This window comes from Marininema halotolerans (assembly GCF_900116235.1).
Lineage (GTDB): Bacteria > Bacillota > Bacilli > Thermoactinomycetales > DSM-45169 > Marininema > Marininema halotolerans.
This window is the reverse complement of record NZ_FPAA01000001.1, coordinates 165405-182462: the sequence shown is the minus strand read 5'-3', so window position 1 is coordinate 182462 and position 17058 is coordinate 165405. Positions and strand designations below refer to the sequence as shown.

The following is a 17058-nucleotide window of genomic DNA, read 5'->3' as shown; positions in this document are numbered from 1 at the left end:
CATGCGTACTCCTGTAATTGCAGGGAATTGGAAAATGTATAAGACCGTGGATCAAGCCCTTGATTTTATGAATGCACTGCGTGAACGAGGTGAGGTGTCAGGGGTTGAACAGGTAGTGTGCGCCTCTTTTGTTGCCCTACCCGCTTTGGCTCAAGCGACTTCTGGGACCGGTGTAGGAATTGGAGCACAAACCATGCATTGGGAAGAAGAGGGTGCCTATACAGGTGAAGTAAGTCCCACGATGCTTCAGGATATTGATGTTCCCTATGTAATTATCGGTCATTCTGAACGACGGACCTACTTTGCTGAGACAGATGAAACCGTAAATAAAAAAACCAAATCCGCACTTGACCACGATCTGACCCCGATTGTTTGCATTGGGGAGACCCTAGAGGAGAAGGAAGCGGATCGTACGCAAGAAACGGTACGTGATCAGGTGGCAAAAGCCCTTGATGGACGCTCTTCTGCTGAGGCTTCTCGAGTCATTCTCGCTTATGAACCCGTGTGGGCGATTGGTACAGGTAAATCAGCGACAGCCGATGATGCTGATGAGGTCATCCGTTTTATCCGGAAAACCGTTGCGGATCAACTGGATCATGATGTGGCAAGAGACATTCGTATTCTTTATGGAGGAAGTGTCAAACCAAGTAATATCGATTCCTTCCTAGAGCGACCGGATATTGATGGTGCCCTTGTAGGTGGAGCCAGTCTTGATCCGAACTCCTTTGGTCAATTAGTGGATGCTGCTGCTAAGCGTGGTGACAGCAAATGAGCAAAAAGAACCCCGTTGCACTCATTATCTTGGATGGATTTGGTCTTCGGGAAGAAACCCATGGCAATGCGGTTGCCCAGGCCCAAAAACCAAACTTTGATCAATTGTGGGAGGCTTATCCCCACACTACCCTTGGTGCATCTGGGGGATCTGTTGGTTTGCCAGAGGGTCAGATGGGAAACTCTGAAGTAGGCCATCTGAACCTTGGTGCAGGTCGTGTCGTGTATCAGGATTTGACGCGCATTACCGAAGCGGTGAAGGATGGAACTTTTTTTACTAATGCTACCTTACAGGCAGCGATCCAACATGCGAAAAAAAATGGTTCCAAACTCCATCTGATGGGCCTCTTATCCGATGGAGGCGTCCATAGTCACATCCAGCACCTCTATGCATTGTTGGAGTTAGCCGCAAAAGAGAACCTCGACAACGTAGTGATTCATGCTTTTTTAGATGGTCGCGATGTCTCCCCGGATTCCGGTGTGAAATATCTAGAGGAACTCCAAGAAAAGATGAAAAAACTGGGTGTCGGCCGAATTGCAACCCTATCGGGTCGGTATTATGCTATGGACCGAGATAAGCGCTGGGATCGCGTAGAAAAGGCTTATCGTGCCATTGTGGCTGGAGAGGGGCCGAAGGCGCATCATCCCGTACAAGCACTCGAAATCTCCTATGCTCAAGAAGTTTATGATGAATTTGTAATCCCAACGGTGATGGTCGATGAGCAACAGAAACCGATTGGTACGATAGATGATGATGATGCGGTGGTCTTCTACAACTTCCGACCGGATCGGGCGATTCAACTCTCCCTCGCCTTCACCGATGAAAACTTTACTGGCTTTACCCGTCAAGGGGACGGGCCAACTAATCTGTACTTTGTCTGTATGACAAAATTCTCGGATGATGTGGATGGTCATATTGCATTTAAGCCTACCGACCTAACCAATACTTACGGCGAAGTGATTGCAAAGAATCAATTGAAACAGTTGCGCATTGCTGAAACTGAAAAGTATCCCCATGTGACCTTTTTCTTTAGTGGTGGCAGAGAAAAGGAATTTACCGGTGAAGAGCGTATTTTAATTAAGTCACCGGATGTTGCTACTTATGATTTGAAGCCAGCAATGAGTGCATATGAAGTGACAGAGGCGTTGGTCAAGGCGATTGAAGAAGAGTCCTTTGATACCATCATTTTGAACTTCGCAAACCCTGATATGGTGGGTCACTCTGGAAAATTGAAGCCGACGATTCAAGCAGTTGAAGCGGTGGATGAATGCTTAGGGAAAGTGATGTCTGCCTTAAAAGACAAAAGCGGTAGAGCAATCATTCTTGCTGACCATGGCAATGCCGATATGGTTCTCGATGATGAAGATCGTCCTGTAACTTCTCATACAACGTTTCCTGTTCCCTGTATTGTGACTGATAAAGAGGTTTCGTTACGTGAGGGTGGGGTCTTAGCGGATGTCGCTCCCACACTTCTCAAACTCCTCGATATAGAGCAACCCCCTGAAATGACAGGTACCTCGATCGTTAAATAAGATTTATTTATCCCAAGGAGGGGATTTTCTCATGACAGATATTATTGAAGTATATGGCCGGGAAGTATTGGACTCCCGAGGTAATCCTACCGTCGAAGTTGAAGTCGTACTTGGAACCGGTGCGATGGGGAGGGCAATTGTTCCATCGGGTGCTTCCACAGGTGCCCACGAAGCGGTTGAATTACGCGATGGAGACAGTGAACGGTTTCTTGGTAAAGGCGTACTCAAAGCCGTGCAAAATGTGAATGAAGTGATTGCGCCAGAACTAGAAGGGATGGATGCGCTTGATCAAGTGGAGATCGATGAAGCATTGATCGCCCTTGATGGCACTCCAAACAAAGAAAAGCTTGGTGCGAACGCAATTCTAGGGGTTTCCATGGCGGTTGCCCGTGCCGCTGCAGAGGCATTGGATGTACCTTTGTACACGTATCTGGGTGGATTTAATTCAAAGACCCTTCCTGTTCCGATGATGAATATCCTCAATGGTGGGGAGCATGCAGATAACAATGTGGATATTCAAGAGTTTATGGTGATGCCAGTGGGTGCTGAGAGTTTCCACGAGGGTGTACGGATGGGCACAGAGATCTTCCATAACCTTAAAGCCGTATTGAAGGATAAAGGGCTTTCGACCTCTGTTGGGGATGAAGGTGGATTTGCGCCTAACCTATCTTCGAACGAAGAAGCGTTGGCAACCATTGTGACAGCGATTGAGAAGGCGGGGTATAAGCCAGGCGAGGAAGTGTTGCTGGCCCTTGATGTTGCTTCGACTGAGCTATATAAAGATGGTGTTTATCGATTGGAAGGTGAAGGGGTGACGAAAACCTCCGACGAAATGATTGCCTTTTATCAAGAACTCACCACAAAATATCCCATTGTTTCGATTGAAGATGGGTTGGCAGAGGATGACTGGGATGGTTGGAAAAAGCTGACCGAGACCTTGGGGGATAAGGTACAACTCGTTGGGGATGACCTCTTTGTAACCAATACCCAGCGGCTGGCAGATGGGATTAAAAAAGGAGTCGGGAACTCCATCCTTGTCAAGGTAAACCAAATTGGTACCCTGACCGAAACCTTTGATGCAGTGGAAATGGCTCAACGTGCCGGTTACACCGTTGTGATCTCCCACCGCTCCGGTGAAACAGAAGATACGACGATTGCGGATATTGCCGTTGCGACAGGTGCGGGTCAAATTAAAACCGGTGCGCCTTCTCGCACGGATCGGGTAGCCAAGTATAACCAACTCCTTCGGATCGAAGAAGAGTTGAGCGGCGCAGGCCGTTATCCTGGGAAGGAAACATTTAACTTAAAAGGTTAACCCTTTGAATCATAGGGCTTTATCCATCTCCCTACACTAGTGTAGGGAGATTTTTTTCTTTGGTGGGTAAGAAAAGTAAGTGGATCCCATTCTTTTATCATCATGAAATTGATGTTACCATGGTACCCAACGAAAAAGGAGGCGTGATTCATGATCGAAAGACAGGTGTATCTAGAGCTGAATATTGGGGATGATCATTTGGCGAATGGTCTATCGAAAGCCGTTCAGGAGATTCGTGATTCCTATCAAGCAGAGTCGGTTGTTGTTCAACAAGTGATCCCTCATGATGAGAAGCATTATACAGTCATCGTGATGGCCTATGGTGTGAAGGAGCAGGCCAGAGAATAAAAAGAAAAGGTTGTCAGGAAATCTCACCTGAACCAAGCACCTTCATAAAAGAGGGAAAGGGATTATTGAAGGTGTGTTCATTACCAACGAGGAAATAAATGGGAATTCATAACAAGTCCACCTTGAAAACCTTCCGTTGATATGGTAAATTGACATCAGTGTGACTTCGTAGGTCTTCGCACCAATGGGAGGTGTAGATAGATGGTAACTGCAGTAAATGTTTTGCTTGCCATCGTCTGTCTTGGTTTGATTATCGTCGTTCTCCTTCAGTCCGGTAAGAGCGCAGGTCTTTCCGGTGCGATCGGTGGAGCTTCGGAGCATTTGATTGGAAAGACGAAAGCAAGAGGGATCGATGCCCTTTTAGGCAAAGTGACCGTTGTGCTGGCTATTCTCTTTTTAATCTTAACCTTATTAGCAGGCTACTCTGACGTATGGGCTAAGTAATGAGGAATAGTCAAAAAACAGCAGGGAGATGCCCGGCTGTTTTTTGTTGCAAATAGGAAAATGGATTTTCAGTGTAGTTGAAATTTTAATCGATTATTTACGTAGAAAATCATTTTTTCTCTTGCCAATGAGCGAAAGAGATGGTATAGTAGTACTTGTCTGGTGGCGATAGCGGAGGGGATCCACCCGTTCCCATCCCGAACACGGAAGTTAAGCCCTCCTGCGCCAATGGTACTTGGGGCGCGAGCCCCTGGGAGAGTAGGACGTTGCCGGGCACCAAAGCACCCGTTTCCATACGGGTGCTTTTCTGTTGGATGGGACTATTTAGGTTTCGTTAAGCAAAAAATTAGCAAATTAGGTCCTTTCAGCTATAGACGGAAGCCTTCTCTTATGTGCAAAATGATAGATATGAGAACGGTTGGAAAGGATGTCAACATGAGTGTACAAGTGGATATGGGCATGGATCGAAAAATTCGCTCCGAGGAACGCCTTAAAAGTCAGGGAGTACCAGTGGATCCATCGCTCCCTGTCATTGAAGGAGAAGAGGATGTCCGTCTAAGGCGCCCTGCGGATGTTGCCGCTCGGGTAGTGATCCTGTACGCTTTGCAAGGTGTCATTTTTCATGATGAACCCGAGCTCCTGGCTCGTTGGATCCAAAGTGAGAGATTGTGGGACCGGCTGAGTCCAGAGGAAGAACCTGTCTTTCAATTGGCACTTCCGCCAATCACTGAAGATAAAGAGACAAAACTGCAGGATATGGAGGATCATCCGTTGTCGTGGCGGATGGAAGCATTATGGGTCCTTCTCTGGGCGCTAGGTAAGGTGGAACGACTTGGATTTCCTGATGTCGAGTGTGATGGGAGCAAAGTAAAAGAAGTAGTGCCCGAGATTGAAACCGAAGTGACTACATATATGAATGAAGCCAAATTACGTCCTCTCTCTGAAATACTGGATGAATTGGATTGGTTGCGTCGATTACTATGGTCGGGTGAGCAGGATAAAAACGAGCTTCCAGCCAATTATGAAGCAACAATTGCATGGCAATGGCATGAAGCTTTAAATTGGTTAATTGGCAACCAAATTTGGCGTTAAACAATTTTATTAAAAACACTTGCTATCCAGCAAGGAATATGATAAATTATTTATAGTCTGGTGATGATGGCGGAGGGGATCCACCCGTTCCCATCCCGAACACGGAAGTTAAGCCCTCCTGCGCCGATGGTACTTGGGGCGCGAGCCCCTGGGAGAGTAGGGCATTGCCGGGCGCTAAAGCACTCGTTGTGATACGGGTGCTTTTTTGTGTTGCTTCGTTCGTGCTTTTGTCGGAAAACATTCCACCGATGGTTTGTTCTGTGATACTCTTACTCTAAGGCATAAGCGGGTCCGGTTCTTGGTGTGGTTGAAATGGCGGGAGTTGGAACAGAATAGTACGTAGAATGGGGCATGGGATCGGATCCCGCAACCTATGCTTCTGATAAAGGCAAGTATTAATCGCTTCTCTTCCCATTAAGAATGATTGAAGATAGCGGGAGGCTTACGTTATGAAAATAAAACGTCGATCGCCAGAAGCTTTTTTCTACGAAGGTGGAAAAACTGGCATGCTGTTAATTCACGGATTTACTGGCACACCTTCAGAACTGAATCCCTTAGGAAGGTTTCTTCATAAGCAAGGGTATACCGTTCATGCTCCGTTATTAGCCGGGCATGGTACGAGCCCAGAGGATATGATTTCCACGGGTTGGCCGGATTGGTGGCGAAGTGTCCAAGAAGGGTACCAGCGTCTCAAGGAAAGTGGCGTGGAGGAGATCTTTGCGGTCGGTCTTTCGATGGGGGGGTGCCTTGCCCTGAATCTTGCTCGAACCGAGCCGCTTGCAGGGGTTGTTCCATTATGTGCACCCATCTGGCTGAAGGATAAGCGCGCACATCTTACAGGGTTGTTTCATTATGTCATGCCTTATCAAAAAAGAGGCGGGGGGAAACCGCAACACATCGAAGATTACTTAGTTGCTTATGACCGTACTCCCCTTAAATGTGTTGCTTCCCTACGAAAGTTTATTCGTTACCTTCGCCCCCGCCTGCCTGAGGTTAAGGTACCGGCTCTGGTTGTACAAGCGGAGAAGGATGAGACAGTAATTCCAAAAAGTGCTTCTTACATATATGAAGCAATTGGTTCGGAAGTGAAGGATATTCGATGGTTTGCCAACTCAGGGCATATCATAACGGTGGACAAGGAGAGAGAGCGGCTCTTTGCGGAGATCAATGCCTTTGTGAAGCGCGTAACAGAGTCGAATGAATTAGAGGCTCTCTGACTGGGAAAGGAGCATGATTGTGGTAGATGAACGTGAAATTATACAACGAATGGTACAGGAATCCTATCGACCGATGACCCTCAAGGAGTTGCAAGAAAACTTTGGTGCGGACATCCCTGGAGAGCAAGAGGCCTTTGAACGCGTGCTCAGAACCTTAGAAGAAGAGGGGCGTGTTGTTCGCACACGATCGGATCGTTTTGGGTTGCCTGAGCGGTTGAATATGGTACGGGGTCGTTTGCAAGGTAATGCAAAAGGGTTTGGCTTCGTCATTCCCGATGCAGAAATGCCCTTTGACAGTGATTTGTTTATTCATGGGAATGAGATGAATGGGGCCATGGATGGAGATATCGTACTTGCTCGCATCCAAGGGCAAGAAGAGGGCAAGCGCCCCGAAGGGGAAGTTGTTCGGATTCTAAAACGTGGCCGCTTGCAAGTGGTTGGGACATACATGGATTCGAAGCATTTTGGTTTTGTGATCCCTGATGATAAACGCCTATCCTCGGATATCTTCATTCCGAAGAACGGTAGAAATGATGCCGATCACGGTGATAAAGTCGTTGTGAAGTTGGTAGCTTACCCAGAGGGAAGCAAAAGTGCTGAAGGGGAGATTGTGGAGGTGCTGGGCCACAGGGACGACCCTGGCGTTGATATCTTAGCGATTATCCGCAAGTACCAGTTGCCTGAAGCGTTTCCTGCAGAAGTGATCCATGAAGCTGATCAAGTTCCCGAGAAGATTTCTGAAGAGGAAATTCAATCGCAAAATCGCCGGGACCTACGCGATCGAGTGATGGTGACCATCGATGGAGCAGATGCAAAGGACCTTGATGATGCCGTATCGATCGAGCCCCTTGCCAATGGACACTTCCGATTGGGTGTTCATATTGCTGACGTCAGTTACTACGTAAAAGAAGGATCCACCTTGGATCAAGAGGCATATGCTCGGGGTAATAGTGTGTATTTGGTGGATCGGGTGATCCCGATGTTACCCCAGCGTCTCTCCAATGGAATTTGTTCCTTGAATCCACAGGTGGATCGTCTGACGATGACTTGCGATATGGAGATCGATGCTGAGGGAATGGTCGTTCACCATGAGATTTACCCTAGTGTGATCTGTACGAATGAACGGATGACCTATGATGACGTAACCCGAATTTTAGTGGAGAAGGATCAAGAGTTGATCGAACGTTATCAATCACTCGTCCCTCACTTTGAAAAAATGGCGGAGCTAGCCGATATTCTCCGTAAAAAACGAGTGGACCGGGGTGCGATTGATTTTGATTTTCCAGAAGCGAAGATCAAACTGGATGAAGAGGGAAAACCAATTGCCATCGTAAAAAGGCCACGTACGGTTTCTGAGATGATGATTGAAGAATTTATGTTGGCTGCGAACGAAACGGTCGCAGAACACTTTTATAAATTAAAGATTCCGTTCATGTACCGAATTCATGAGCACCCGGACCCTGAAAAATTACAAGCTTTCTTCGAATTTATCACGATCTTTGGTCAGACAGCCAAGGGAAGTGCCCAAAAGGTAAAACCCCGAGTGCTACAAAAAATTCTAGAGCGGGTGGAAGGGAAGCCAGAGGAGAAGGTGATTAGTAAGGTGATGCTTCGCTCGATGCAACAAGCGAAGTATTCAGCGGAGTGTCTTGGGCATTTTGGTCTCGCGGCGACCTTCTATTCCCACTTTACATCCCCTATTCGCCGCTATCCGGATCTGATCATCCATCGGATCATGCGTGAAGTGTTTGAACACAACGGGAAGAGCCTTCCTGAAAAAAGGAAAGCCGAATTAACCGCGTGGCTTCCTGAAGCAGGGCAACACACTTCCGATCGTGAACGGGTTGCAGTGGATGCAGAGCGGGATACGGATGATCTGAAGAAGGCGGAGTTCATGGCGGATAAAGTGGGCGATGTCTTTGAAGGAACCATCAGCAGTGTGACCTCCTTCGGAATGTTTGTCGAGTTGGAAAATACCGTAGAAGGCTTAATCCATGTCAGCTGTATGAATGACGACTATTATAATTATGATGATGTCACTCTGCGCATGAGCGGTGAACGGACTGGAAAAGTATATAACATTGGCGATAAAGTAACCATCCGTGTGACGGGTGTCAATATGGAAGAACATAAAGTGGACTTTGAATTAGTGAATGAAGATGATGATGGAACGATAAAAACGCGTCCACGCCCACCACGTCCATCGGGTCCCCCTCGACGACGTGAGGGGCAGAAGAGTGGGAGTCCAAGTGGCAATCGGAAGCCTGGGAGCAAGGGGAGTGGACGAAACCGTAAGGGTGGAGCAGCTGCCAAAGGCAAAGGAAAGCCAGGCGGGAACCATAAAGCCAAGCGACCACGAAATAAATAAAGGATTTGTTGAAGAGGGCCTAGTTTGGCTCTCTTTCTTTTAGAAAGAAAGTCTTGGAGAAAGAAATTTTCCCTGGTTGACGACACTCCAGCTGGCTTGGTATACTAAAAAATACCGTATCAGTAAATTTGCCATAGAAATGCGGATGGAGGTGAGCGCGATGCCGAAGGGCGGAGCGAAAGTGGTAGCCAGAAATAAAAAGGCGCTCCACGATTATCATATTGAAGATTCCTTTGAAGCGGGCATCGTGCTCACTGGGACGGAGATTAAGTCCATCCGTCAGGGCCGTGTCAATATTAAAGACAGTTATGCTCTTGTGGATAAAGGGGAGGTTTATCTTCTTAACCTTCACATCAGCCCCTTTGAACAAGGCAACCGCTTCAATCATGATCCGACTCGTACACGAAAATTATTGTTGCACAAAACAGAGATTGCAAAGCTGATTGGGCAGATTAAGCAAAAAGGCTTTACCCTTGTCCCGTTGGATCTTCATATGCGGAATGGATATGCCAAAGTTCAGTTAGCCCTTGCCAAAGGGAAGAAACTGCATGATAAACGGCAAACGATTGCGAAGCGAGATGCTCAACGGGAGATTCAACGTCAATTAAAAGAACGCTCTCGTTAATCCTTGGCCCAAGACTCATAAGAGGCTGTTTTTCCCTACTTTACAGGGAAAATGAACCATGGTATAATGAATTTTGTCGGTGTAAATTTGCACCTTAACTATGGGGGCGTTTTTGGATTCGACGGGGATAGTTCGAGCGTTTGGTAGCGAGCCGAGGGGCTGCGTCCTTCGTTAAAAACGCGGAACGCCAATAATAACTGGCAAACAAGAATCTTACGCTCTAGCTGCTTAATTTAAGCTAGCTAGGATCCGCTTCCCCATCGCCTGTGTGGTGTAGTCGGGTCTCATAACTTTAGCAGGCTAGCAGACCGGAGTGTCGTCGACCGGAATGCGAAATCAAGGCGACTAGCTTGATGGAACGCCTGTCACCGGGCAGCCCAGCGAGCGAATCATTTAATACGGTGACTGCGCTCGGAGAGACCTACGTGGCGATATCTTCGGACAGCGGTTCAACTCCGCTCGCCTCCACCAATTACTTACTGTAACACGCTGGTGTAGCTCAGGGGTAGAGCACTTCACTCGTAATGAAGGGGTCGGGGGTTCAATTCCCTTCACCAGCACCACATGATGATAAGGTTCTTGCTAAACCACTGCTCGTACAGTACGAGCAGTGGTTTTTTATGTGTGAAAAATTCACAATACTCTTGGTATAATGGAAGGCCATTAGGAGAGATTTTCTCCGAATGATGGACAAATCGACTTCTATTCATTAAAATAAACGATACTTATGATAACTTTTGTTCTATTTCTATAATATGTAAATTAAAAAATGACTAGGTGGAGGAATTGTTGTGTCTGATGATGTGATACGGTTCTTACTTTTGTTAGGGGTACCATTTTTCTTGGTTGTAGCAATATTCGGAGCAGTCCTATGGATTAAACCGATGCCGTGGGGTAAAAGGGTGAAGCTTTATAGCCGCATACGTGCAGCTACTTTCACCATAGTTGCACTGTTTCTTGGCCTTAGTATTTATTGGATTGCTTCGCTTAATGGGGTGGATTATGTGGATGCTATGATGGGAGCACATAAAACTCCCCAAGTGGAAAAATCGCCTCAGGTGAAATGTGAAATTACCAATGACCAATTTGCAACGACTCACGATCACTTCACATTGAAGGGGAAAGTAGACTCAGGTACAGAAGTTGAAATCAATGGCTTTGGTGTATTTGGGCAACCCAAGGTGAAATCGGATGGCACCTTTTCGTATGAGATAAAAACCAAACGTGTCGCAGACGGCACCGCGCAATACAAGTTTAAGATTTCAGCTAACAAGAAAGGGAAAGAAGCGAACAATAAGATAGTTGTCATTACTAGGGAGTTAAGTGGAGGGAAGGAACAAGACGAATCGACGAAAGCGCTAGCGCATTTAGACAATGTGAGCAAAACCATTAATTATCAGGCACTAAAAAAAGACGCCAACAAAAACATCTATCAATACAGACGCGCATCCGTGAAGTACACGGGTCAGATCAGTGAAATTCGCGAAGAAGAGTTCGGATCGACAGTGATGCTGCTGAACGTTACAAAGGATCAACAAGGAAAGTGGAAGGATCCTGTAATTGTCCGACTTGAAGGAAGAGTGGTTGATAAAGCAAAGGGCGATATGATCACGGTGTATGGCAAAGTAGGAACCGAATACTCTAACGAATCACTATGGGATCGTGATATTCCAGCAGTGGATGCGATACGAATGAAGTAAAAAAAGCACCTGTAAGGGGTGCTTTTTTTTGTTGATTTATATGTTATTTGCTACACCTAAGTAATTACAAAAAATATCAAGATGATATTCCTCTTTCAATCATATATTCTATAATTTACGATATGGATAGGAACGTGCAATGATGAATGCCATCAGCGAAATACTTTTGTAGAAGAAAGGAGGGTGGATAATGAGGATGCGTTTCGCTCTATCTATGCTATTACTTACAACCATTTTCTCGGAGTACTGTTTATTTTACCAGGAAAAACTGATGAAGTTGGCAAGTATCTTGACGTTGCTGCCTAGCTCTTATGCTTTAGTTCTCTCTTTTTTCCCTAGAAGAAGGTAATAAATGATCATGGGTCTAAAGTCATGTAAGTGAAGAACTTCATGCTCATCATGGTATTTGGATAATGCATTTTAAATCGTTACGACTAAAGGAGTTTATTAAATGAAAGATCATATTTTGATCAGTTGGTATTCAGTAAGCTGCTTATTTGAGTCAATACAAATCGAAAGTGTACGCCATAATAATATTGATAAAAACAAAGCGGATCTGAGACTCTTTGAAGAAAAGATTATTCTAGTAAAAGCAAGTGATGAACATGAGGCTTATGAAATTGCGGGTAAATATGCTAGAGATGATGAATTTGAGTATTTAAACGGTTTTGGCGAAAAAGTCAGAGTTCGATTCGTAACGACTTTACATGCCTTCGAAATTTTCGATCAAGAGTTAGGTCATGGCGTTGAAGTATATTCACGATTTATTCATGCAACGAATCAGGATACGTCTGGGGATATTGTACGAAGGTATTTCCCAATGGATTGAAGATGTTGTTCTTAAAGAGAGTGTAGATTGGCCACGCTTTCTCTGTCATCAGGGCGTTTTTTACAATAAAATTTACTAATAAGATAAAATATAATATATTAACAACATAGTTATACTTTATGGTTTATTTTTTATATTTATAGAGAGGAGTGATGGGATTGATGAAACAGGAGGAAAAATCGAGTGATGATTATGACGCTCGTATCAGCGGGTTTCTTTTGCGGAATGTTAATCGCTGCGTCGTTGTCACCATTGAGTGACTCGGGGCCGCATGCGAACAAATTTGACAGTGCTGGATTATGGATTACTTTGGGTGGGGTATTAGCGTTGTATCTGGTTTCTTTGGTAATTTATTTAATGGGGATAGACGGAATGCGCTTTATTATGGCAGTTTTTTGCGGAATCGGTTTATTAATTTCCTTGATGATTGGCTTCGCCATAATGATCCTAATCCAATTATCCATGGTGGAGCTTTCACAACTACACAGTGTTTTGCTACTTAGTGGGGCACTGGCGATTACAAATATGGTTTGGTTCTTCATGGCTTTTCGGACACGACCAAGTATCCAACAGAGGGTGTAATTTTCATGATCGATAGATGGGTGCTCATTTAAATAAATTTTATAGGGGTTATTTTAATGACTAAATTAATACTAAAAGAATTTCCGGATACCTTAGAAACGGAACGATTACTGTTGCGTTGCCCACTTCCAGGGGATGGCATTCTTGTCTATGAAGCAATGAAGGAGACAAGGGAGGAGCTTCTTCCTTGGATGGCGTGGGCACTGGAAGAACCAGACTGTGAACAAGTGGAGATCAACGTAAGAAAGGCGCATATTCATTTTCTTGAACGAAGGGATTTGCGCTTTCATTTATTTATCAAGGAAAATGGAGCATTTGTAGGGAGTAGTGGCTTACATCGATTAGATTGGAAAGTTCCCTGTGCTGAAATTGGATATTGGTGTCGGAAGCGATATATGGGGCAGGGGTTGATCAGTGAGGCAGTACGAGGACTACGTGACTTTGGTGTGAAACAACTGGGGATGAAGCGGTTGGCGATCCATTGTGACCGGGAGAATGGGGCAAGCAGAAGAGTGGCCGAGAGAGCTGGGTTTACTTTGGAGGGGATTTTGCGGCAACATGAACGCGCAACGAATGGAGAACTGCGAGATACGGCCATTTACGCTGACGTGGTTCTTTGAATTGGATAGTAGAGACCCTTTCTCAGTAAGGAGAAAGGGTCTCTTGCTGGTTAATGCGATAAATATGTTGGAGGGTATCTACCCTCGCAATTACTTATAGATTGCGAGTGGGAAAACCCAGCCCTTCAGGGTTGGAATGAAAGCAAGCGTACCACAGGCATTTCCTTCGGTCATCAGACGAGGGAGGGGCGTTTTTTCCCCTCTCGAAAGTCTGACCATCCCCGTATATAATTAAGTATCGGGGAGGTGAAATCGTGCACAAAGCGTATAAATTTCGATTGTATCCAACCAAGGAACAAAACATTCTCATTAATAAATCCATTGGATGTAGTCGCTTCACGTTTAATCATTTTCTAGCGAGATGGAACGAAAGCTACGATCAAACGGGCAAAGGTCTCACCTATGGAACCTGTTCTACCCAACTGACTGCTTTGAAAAAAGAGATCGACTGGCTACGGGAAGTGGATTCGACTTTGCTTCAGAATACCTTGAAACACCTCGCGGATTCCTTCGCTCGTTTCTTTAACAAGCAAAATGATCGTCCACGCTTTAAAAGCAAACGCAACCGTGTCCAGTCCTACACCAGTCAGTGCAACCATCCGAAAAAAGGGATACCCACTGTCGAGGTGGTAGCCAATCGGATGAAGCTCCCGAAACTCGGATGGGTGAGGTTCGCCAAATCCCGTGTAGTAGAAGGACGGATTCTCTCGGCTACCATCCGGCGTAATCCGACGGGGAAGTACTTTGTATCGATCTTGTGTGAGGTGAACCAAAGTCCCTATGTTCCCGTAGCCAAAGAGAAGGCCATCGGCATTGACTTGGGGCTGAAAGACTTTGCCATTCTGACCGATGGAACCAAAGTCAAACCGTCCCGCTATTTCCGTCAGTATGAAAAGAAGCTAGCCCACGCGCAAAGGATCATGAGCCGTCGCACCAAGGGCGGTGCTAACTGGCACCAAGCAAGGATCAAGGTTGCCCGCATTCATGAAAAGATCGTGAACGCGCGTCTCGACTTTCTCCATAAACTGTCCTCGAAGCTGATTCGTGAAAACCAAACGATCTGCATCGAAGACCTTGGTGTCAAGAACATGGTGAAGAATCACAAACTAGCCAAATCCATCACCGATGCATCCTGGTCAGAGTTTGTTGCCATGCTCACCTACAAGGCAGCATGGCACGGAAGAAACGTGGTGAAAGTAGGGAAACAGTTCCCTTCCAGCCAGTTGTGTTCTTCCTGTGGCTACCGTAACAAGGAAGTAAAGAACCTCAACTTACGAGCATGGACATGCCCCACGTGTAATTCTCACCAAGACCGAGACATCAATGCATCCAAGAACATCTTGCAAGAAGGACTTCGTATACTTGCGGTTGGGCAGACCGTCTAAGCTTGGGGTGGATCCTGTCAGGAGATGGGAGCTTCCAAGAATCCCACTGGCTTCAGCCGTGGGAGTGTCAAGTTTTAATGTTACAATATGTAAAAAAGATAATACAAGTGGAGGAACCCATTTTGATGGATGAAAACTGGATAATATTACTATTAGTGGTGTCCTTCTTTTTAATTATGACGATATGTGGTGGGGTATTGTGGATCAAGCCTATGAAGTGGGGGAAAACATTAAAGATTCATAACCGTATGCGTGCGAGTTTGTTAACCATCGTTGCTCTGTTTCTCTGTCTAGGGACATATGGAATCATTACGTTAAACGGAATAGAGAAAGTAACTGCAATGATGGGAGCGAATCCCGCTAAAGTAGAAAAACCTAAAAAGGTCAAATTAGAAATTACCAATAGTCAATTTGAAACGACTCATGATCAATTTGTACTCACGGGTAAAGTAGATCCAGGTACAGAGGTGCGAGTTACCGGTACTGCATTATATGGAGAGGCAAAGGTGGAATCGGATGGAACCTTTTCTTATACGTTCAAAACAAAGCGAATGGCGTATGGTTCAGCGCAATATCAATTCATGATTTCTGCTTATATGGATGGGAAAGTAACCAATAGTAAGACCGTGGTCATTACTCGCAAGTTGAGTTCGGCAAAAGAGCAGGCAGAGTCAACAAAAGAGCTAGCGAGATTAGATAAAGTAAATCAGACGATTGATTATAAAGTGTTATTAAAGGATGCTAATGATTATACAAATATTTACACGCGTAGGGCAGTGAAGTATCAGGGTCAAATCCAAGAAATTCACGAGGCAGAAGTGGGTACTACCGTAATGATTCTGGCGGTTACTAAGGACCAACAAGGAAAGTGGATCAATCCGATTATCGTACGGTTTTTTGGTCAAATTATTGATAAAGCTAAGGGTGATTTAATCACCATTTACGGTAAAGTCGGAGTCGACTGTGGTTTGTATTGTGATCGTAAGATCCCCGAGGTGAATGCAATACGAATGAGATAATGGTGGGTGTATCGATGATGGGTACACTCGATTGTGAAAACCCGATAGGAAAATATAAAACGACAAACCACCTGCATTAGAACGACTTTGCGTTCGAAAAGGGTGTGTTGTCGCTTTTTTATTCCTACTGGGTTGCTTGCGTTTCTGGGCTGAGGAATGTGTTTGACCTTATCAAGAGTTAACCTGTGTTTTGCAATTCTACTTGGAAAGCGGCTTTCTTGGAAGGGGGTGGGTAGAAGATTCTCCAAGTACATGAAGAAAGCGAAAATACGGGAGAAGTATCCCGGATAGGGAAACGACCATGATCAAGATTCCTACCAAACTTAGGGTTGGACGAATTCCCCAGTATTCACCAAGGAATCCACCGAGGAGTGTCCCAAGGGGCATGGTGCACCGGATGAGAAGAAGCCGCAGTGAAAGAAGTTGGGCCAGCTTTTTCTGGGGAACCACTCGCTGAAAGAGGGTGATGGCGTGAACATGAAAAAAAGGAGCGCTGATCCCGGCAATGAGTTCGAAGACGAGAGCCACTTGGATATGTTGGGAGATCGCAAGCCCGATAAAGGTAAGACCACCGATGACGTTGGCACCTAGCATTTTAACTCTAAGAGACGCCGCTGAAAAATGGGAGAGTAGATGTGTACCGATAAAATAGCCAAGGGGAAAGCAAGCGATAAACCATCCATAGGTGGTGGAGGTCCCCTGTAATTCGTGAGTGACATAGGGTAAGGAGAGGGCCATTAATACACCAACACCAAATTGAACCACAGCCAGAAACATAGAAAGCCACCAGACAACCTTTTGCTGATAAAATTCGATCAATCCCGTACGAAACTGATGGGCCCAAGAAAAGGATTGTTTCCATGGGGAGGTGTGCTTGGGAACGGTTAATTTAGCAAGGGAAATCACGCTACAAAGAAAGATTACACAGACACATGACCAGTTAAAAAGGGGCCCCCATTGATTGAGGATCCAGCCAGCGAGGGTAGGCCCTGTCATTGTTGCCAGACGAAGAGATCCATCCAGACGTGCATTCGCCTGGGGCAGTTGATGATTGTCCACAATGGCAGGTAGTTGGGACATAGAGGGCTTGTACAATCCCTGAGATGGCTGAGAGAAGATAGAGGTGCCAAGGAAGCAGTTGATGGAGAGGATAAAGCACGATAGGGGAAAGGGCGGTCGTACACAGAGTGACATGGGAAAGCACCAGGAT

17 protein-coding genes, 1 tRNA gene, 2 rRNA genes and 1 other RNA gene are annotated in these 17058 nt (G+C 45.6%); 20 read left to right on the top strand and 1 reads right to left on the bottom strand.

Features of this window, described 5'->3' with window-relative positions:
* Position 1 precedes the first annotated feature (1 nt).
* The 20 genes from tpiA (at position 2) to CHX35_RS00830 (ending at position 15848) form a co-directional block, all read left to right on the top strand.
* On the top strand, positions 2–772 hold the full coding sequence (gene tpiA, locus CHX35_RS00920) for a triose-phosphate isomerase (protein ID WP_091833412.1): 771 nt from the start codon (positions 2–4) through the stop codon (positions 770–772).
* Positions 769–2304: a 2,3-bisphosphoglycerate-independent phosphoglycerate mutase gene (gpmI, locus tag CHX35_RS00915; protein WP_091832447.1), complete on the top strand. Its 1536-nt coding sequence runs from the start codon at positions 769–771 to the stop codon at positions 2302–2304. Before tpiA ends, gpmI begins: the two co-directional genes overlap by 4 nt.
* Before the next feature lie 31 nt (positions 2305–2335).
* Positions 2336–3619, top strand: coding sequence for a phosphopyruvate hydratase (gene eno / locus CHX35_RS00910; protein WP_091832444.1), 1284 nt, complete (start codon positions 2336–2338; stop codon positions 3617–3619).
* A gap of 150 nt (positions 3620–3769) precedes the next feature.
* On the top strand, positions 3770–3967 hold the full coding sequence (locus tag CHX35_RS00905) for a hypothetical protein (protein ID WP_091832441.1): 198 nt from the start codon (positions 3770–3772) through the stop codon (positions 3965–3967).
* A 201-nt stretch (positions 3968–4168) separates the two neighbouring features.
* Positions 4169–4411, top strand: coding sequence for a preprotein translocase subunit SecG (gene secG / locus CHX35_RS00900; RefSeq protein ID WP_091832438.1), 243 nt, complete (start codon positions 4169–4171; stop codon positions 4409–4411).
* A 158-nt stretch (positions 4412–4569) separates the two neighbouring features.
* Positions 4570–4686 (top strand): 5S ribosomal RNA (gene rrf, locus CHX35_RS00895).
* Between the two features lie 160 nt (positions 4687–4846).
* On the top strand, positions 4847–5503 hold the full coding sequence (locus CHX35_RS00890) for a DUF4272 domain-containing protein (RefSeq protein WP_176391812.1): 657 nt from the start codon (positions 4847–4849) through the stop codon (positions 5501–5503).
* Positions 5504–5559: 56 nt separating this feature from the next.
* A 5S ribosomal RNA gene (rrf, locus tag CHX35_RS00885) occupies positions 5560–5676 on the top strand.
* 276 nt (positions 5677–5952) lie between these two features.
* Complete coding sequence (locus CHX35_RS00880) at positions 5953–6720, top strand: alpha/beta hydrolase (protein ID WP_091832431.1); 768 nt, start codon at positions 5953–5955, stop codon at positions 6718–6720.
* Positions 6721–6733: 13 nt separating this feature from the next.
* Entirely contained in the window at positions 6734–9088 is a 2355-nt protein-coding gene (rnr, locus tag CHX35_RS00875) for a ribonuclease R (protein ID WP_091832428.1), read from the top strand.
* 160 nt (positions 9089–9248) lie between these two features.
* Entirely contained in the window at positions 9249–9713 is a 465-nt protein-coding gene (smpB, locus tag CHX35_RS00870; RefSeq protein WP_091832425.1) for an SsrA-binding protein SmpB, read from the top strand.
* Positions 9714–9815: 102 nt separating this feature from the next.
* Positions 9816–10184, top strand: a transfer-messenger RNA (tmRNA) gene (gene ssrA / locus CHX35_RS00865).
* A gap of 17 nt (positions 10185–10201) precedes the next feature.
* A tRNA-Thr gene (locus CHX35_RS00860) sits at positions 10202–10276 on the top strand.
* A gap of 228 nt (positions 10277–10504) precedes the next feature.
* Entirely contained in the window at positions 10505–11413 is a 909-nt protein-coding gene (locus CHX35_RS00855; protein ID WP_091832422.1) for a hypothetical protein, read from the top strand.
* 183 nt (positions 11414–11596) lie between these two features.
* Positions 11597–11719, top strand: coding sequence for a hypothetical protein (locus tag CHX35_RS17940; RefSeq protein WP_281252037.1), 123 nt, complete (start codon positions 11597–11599; stop codon positions 11717–11719).
* A gap of 145 nt (positions 11720–11864) precedes the next feature.
* Positions 11865–12242 (top strand): DUF4288 domain-containing protein, encoded by a 378-nt coding sequence (locus CHX35_RS00850; protein ID WP_091832419.1) that lies wholly within the window; start codon positions 11865–11867, stop codon positions 12240–12242.
* A gap of 183 nt (positions 12243–12425) precedes the next feature.
* Positions 12426–12824: a DUF5391 family protein gene (locus CHX35_RS00845; protein WP_091832416.1), complete on the top strand. Its 399-nt coding sequence runs from the start codon at positions 12426–12428 to the stop codon at positions 12822–12824.
* Positions 12825–12880: 56 nt separating this feature from the next.
* Positions 12881–13444, top strand: a complete 564-nt coding sequence (locus CHX35_RS00840; RefSeq protein WP_091832413.1) for a GNAT family N-acetyltransferase — start codon at positions 12881–12883, stop codon at positions 13442–13444.
* A 254-nt stretch (positions 13445–13698) separates the two neighbouring features.
* Positions 13699–14829: an IS200/IS605 family element RNA-guided endonuclease TnpB gene (gene tnpB / locus CHX35_RS00835; RefSeq protein WP_091832410.1), complete on the top strand. Its 1131-nt coding sequence runs from the start codon at positions 13699–13701 to the stop codon at positions 14827–14829.
* Positions 14830–14954: 125 nt separating this feature from the next.
* Positions 14955–15848, top strand: a complete 894-nt coding sequence (locus tag CHX35_RS00830; RefSeq protein ID WP_140413512.1) for an Ig-like domain-containing protein — start codon at positions 14955–14957, stop codon at positions 15846–15848.
* Positions 15849–16046: 198 nt separating this feature from the next.
* Here the strand turns inward: CHX35_RS00830 and CHX35_RS00825 are convergent, their stop codons facing one another.
* A complete protein-coding gene (locus CHX35_RS00825) occupies positions 16047–17042 on the bottom strand; it encodes an MFS transporter (protein WP_091832405.1) in 996 nt (331 codons plus the stop codon).
* Between the last annotated feature and the right edge of the window lie 16 nt (positions 17043–17058).

Bases quoted from the DNA above. Each gene is read 5' to 3' on its own strand.
- secG (WP_091832438.1), top strand. From the start codon at position 4,169: ATGGTAACTGCAGTAAATGTTTTGCTTGCCATCGTCTGTCTTGGTTTG.
- CHX35_RS00825 (WP_091832405.1), bottom strand. From the start codon at position 17,042: ATGTCACTCTGTGTACGACCGCCCTTTCCCCTATCGTGCTTTATCCTC.
- CHX35_RS00850 (WP_091832419.1), top strand. From the start codon at position 11,865: ATGAAAGATCATATTTTGATCAGTTGGTATTCAGTAAGCTGCTTATTT.
- CHX35_RS00905 (WP_091832441.1), top strand. From the start codon at position 3,770: ATGATCGAAAGACAGGTGTATCTAGAGCTGAATATTGGGGATGATCAT.
- gpmI (WP_091832447.1), top strand. From the start codon at position 769: ATGAGCAAAAAGAACCCCGTTGCACTCATTATCTTGGATGGATTTGGT.
- CHX35_RS00830 (WP_140413512.1), top strand. From the start codon at position 14,955: ATGGATGAAAACTGGATAATATTACTATTAGTGGTGTCCTTCTTTTTA.
- smpB (WP_091832425.1), top strand. From the start codon at position 9,249: ATGCCGAAGGGCGGAGCGAAAGTGGTAGCCAGAAATAAAAAGGCGCTC.
- tpiA (WP_091833412.1), top strand. From the start codon at position 2: ATGCGTACTCCTGTAATTGCAGGGAATTGGAAAATGTATAAGACCGTG.
- rnr (WP_091832428.1), top strand. From the start codon at position 6,734: ATGATTGTGGTAGATGAACGTGAAATTATACAACGAATGGTACAGGAA.
- CHX35_RS00840 (WP_091832413.1), top strand. From the start codon at position 12,881: ATGACTAAATTAATACTAAAAGAATTTCCGGATACCTTAGAAACGGAA.
- CHX35_RS00880 (WP_091832431.1), top strand. From the start codon at position 5,953: ATGAAAATAAAACGTCGATCGCCAGAAGCTTTTTTCTACGAAGGTGGA.
- eno (WP_091832444.1), top strand. From the start codon at position 2,336: ATGACAGATATTATTGAAGTATATGGCCGGGAAGTATTGGACTCCCGA.
- CHX35_RS00890 (WP_176391812.1), top strand. From the start codon at position 4,847: ATGAGTGTACAAGTGGATATGGGCATGGATCGAAAAATTCGCTCCGAG.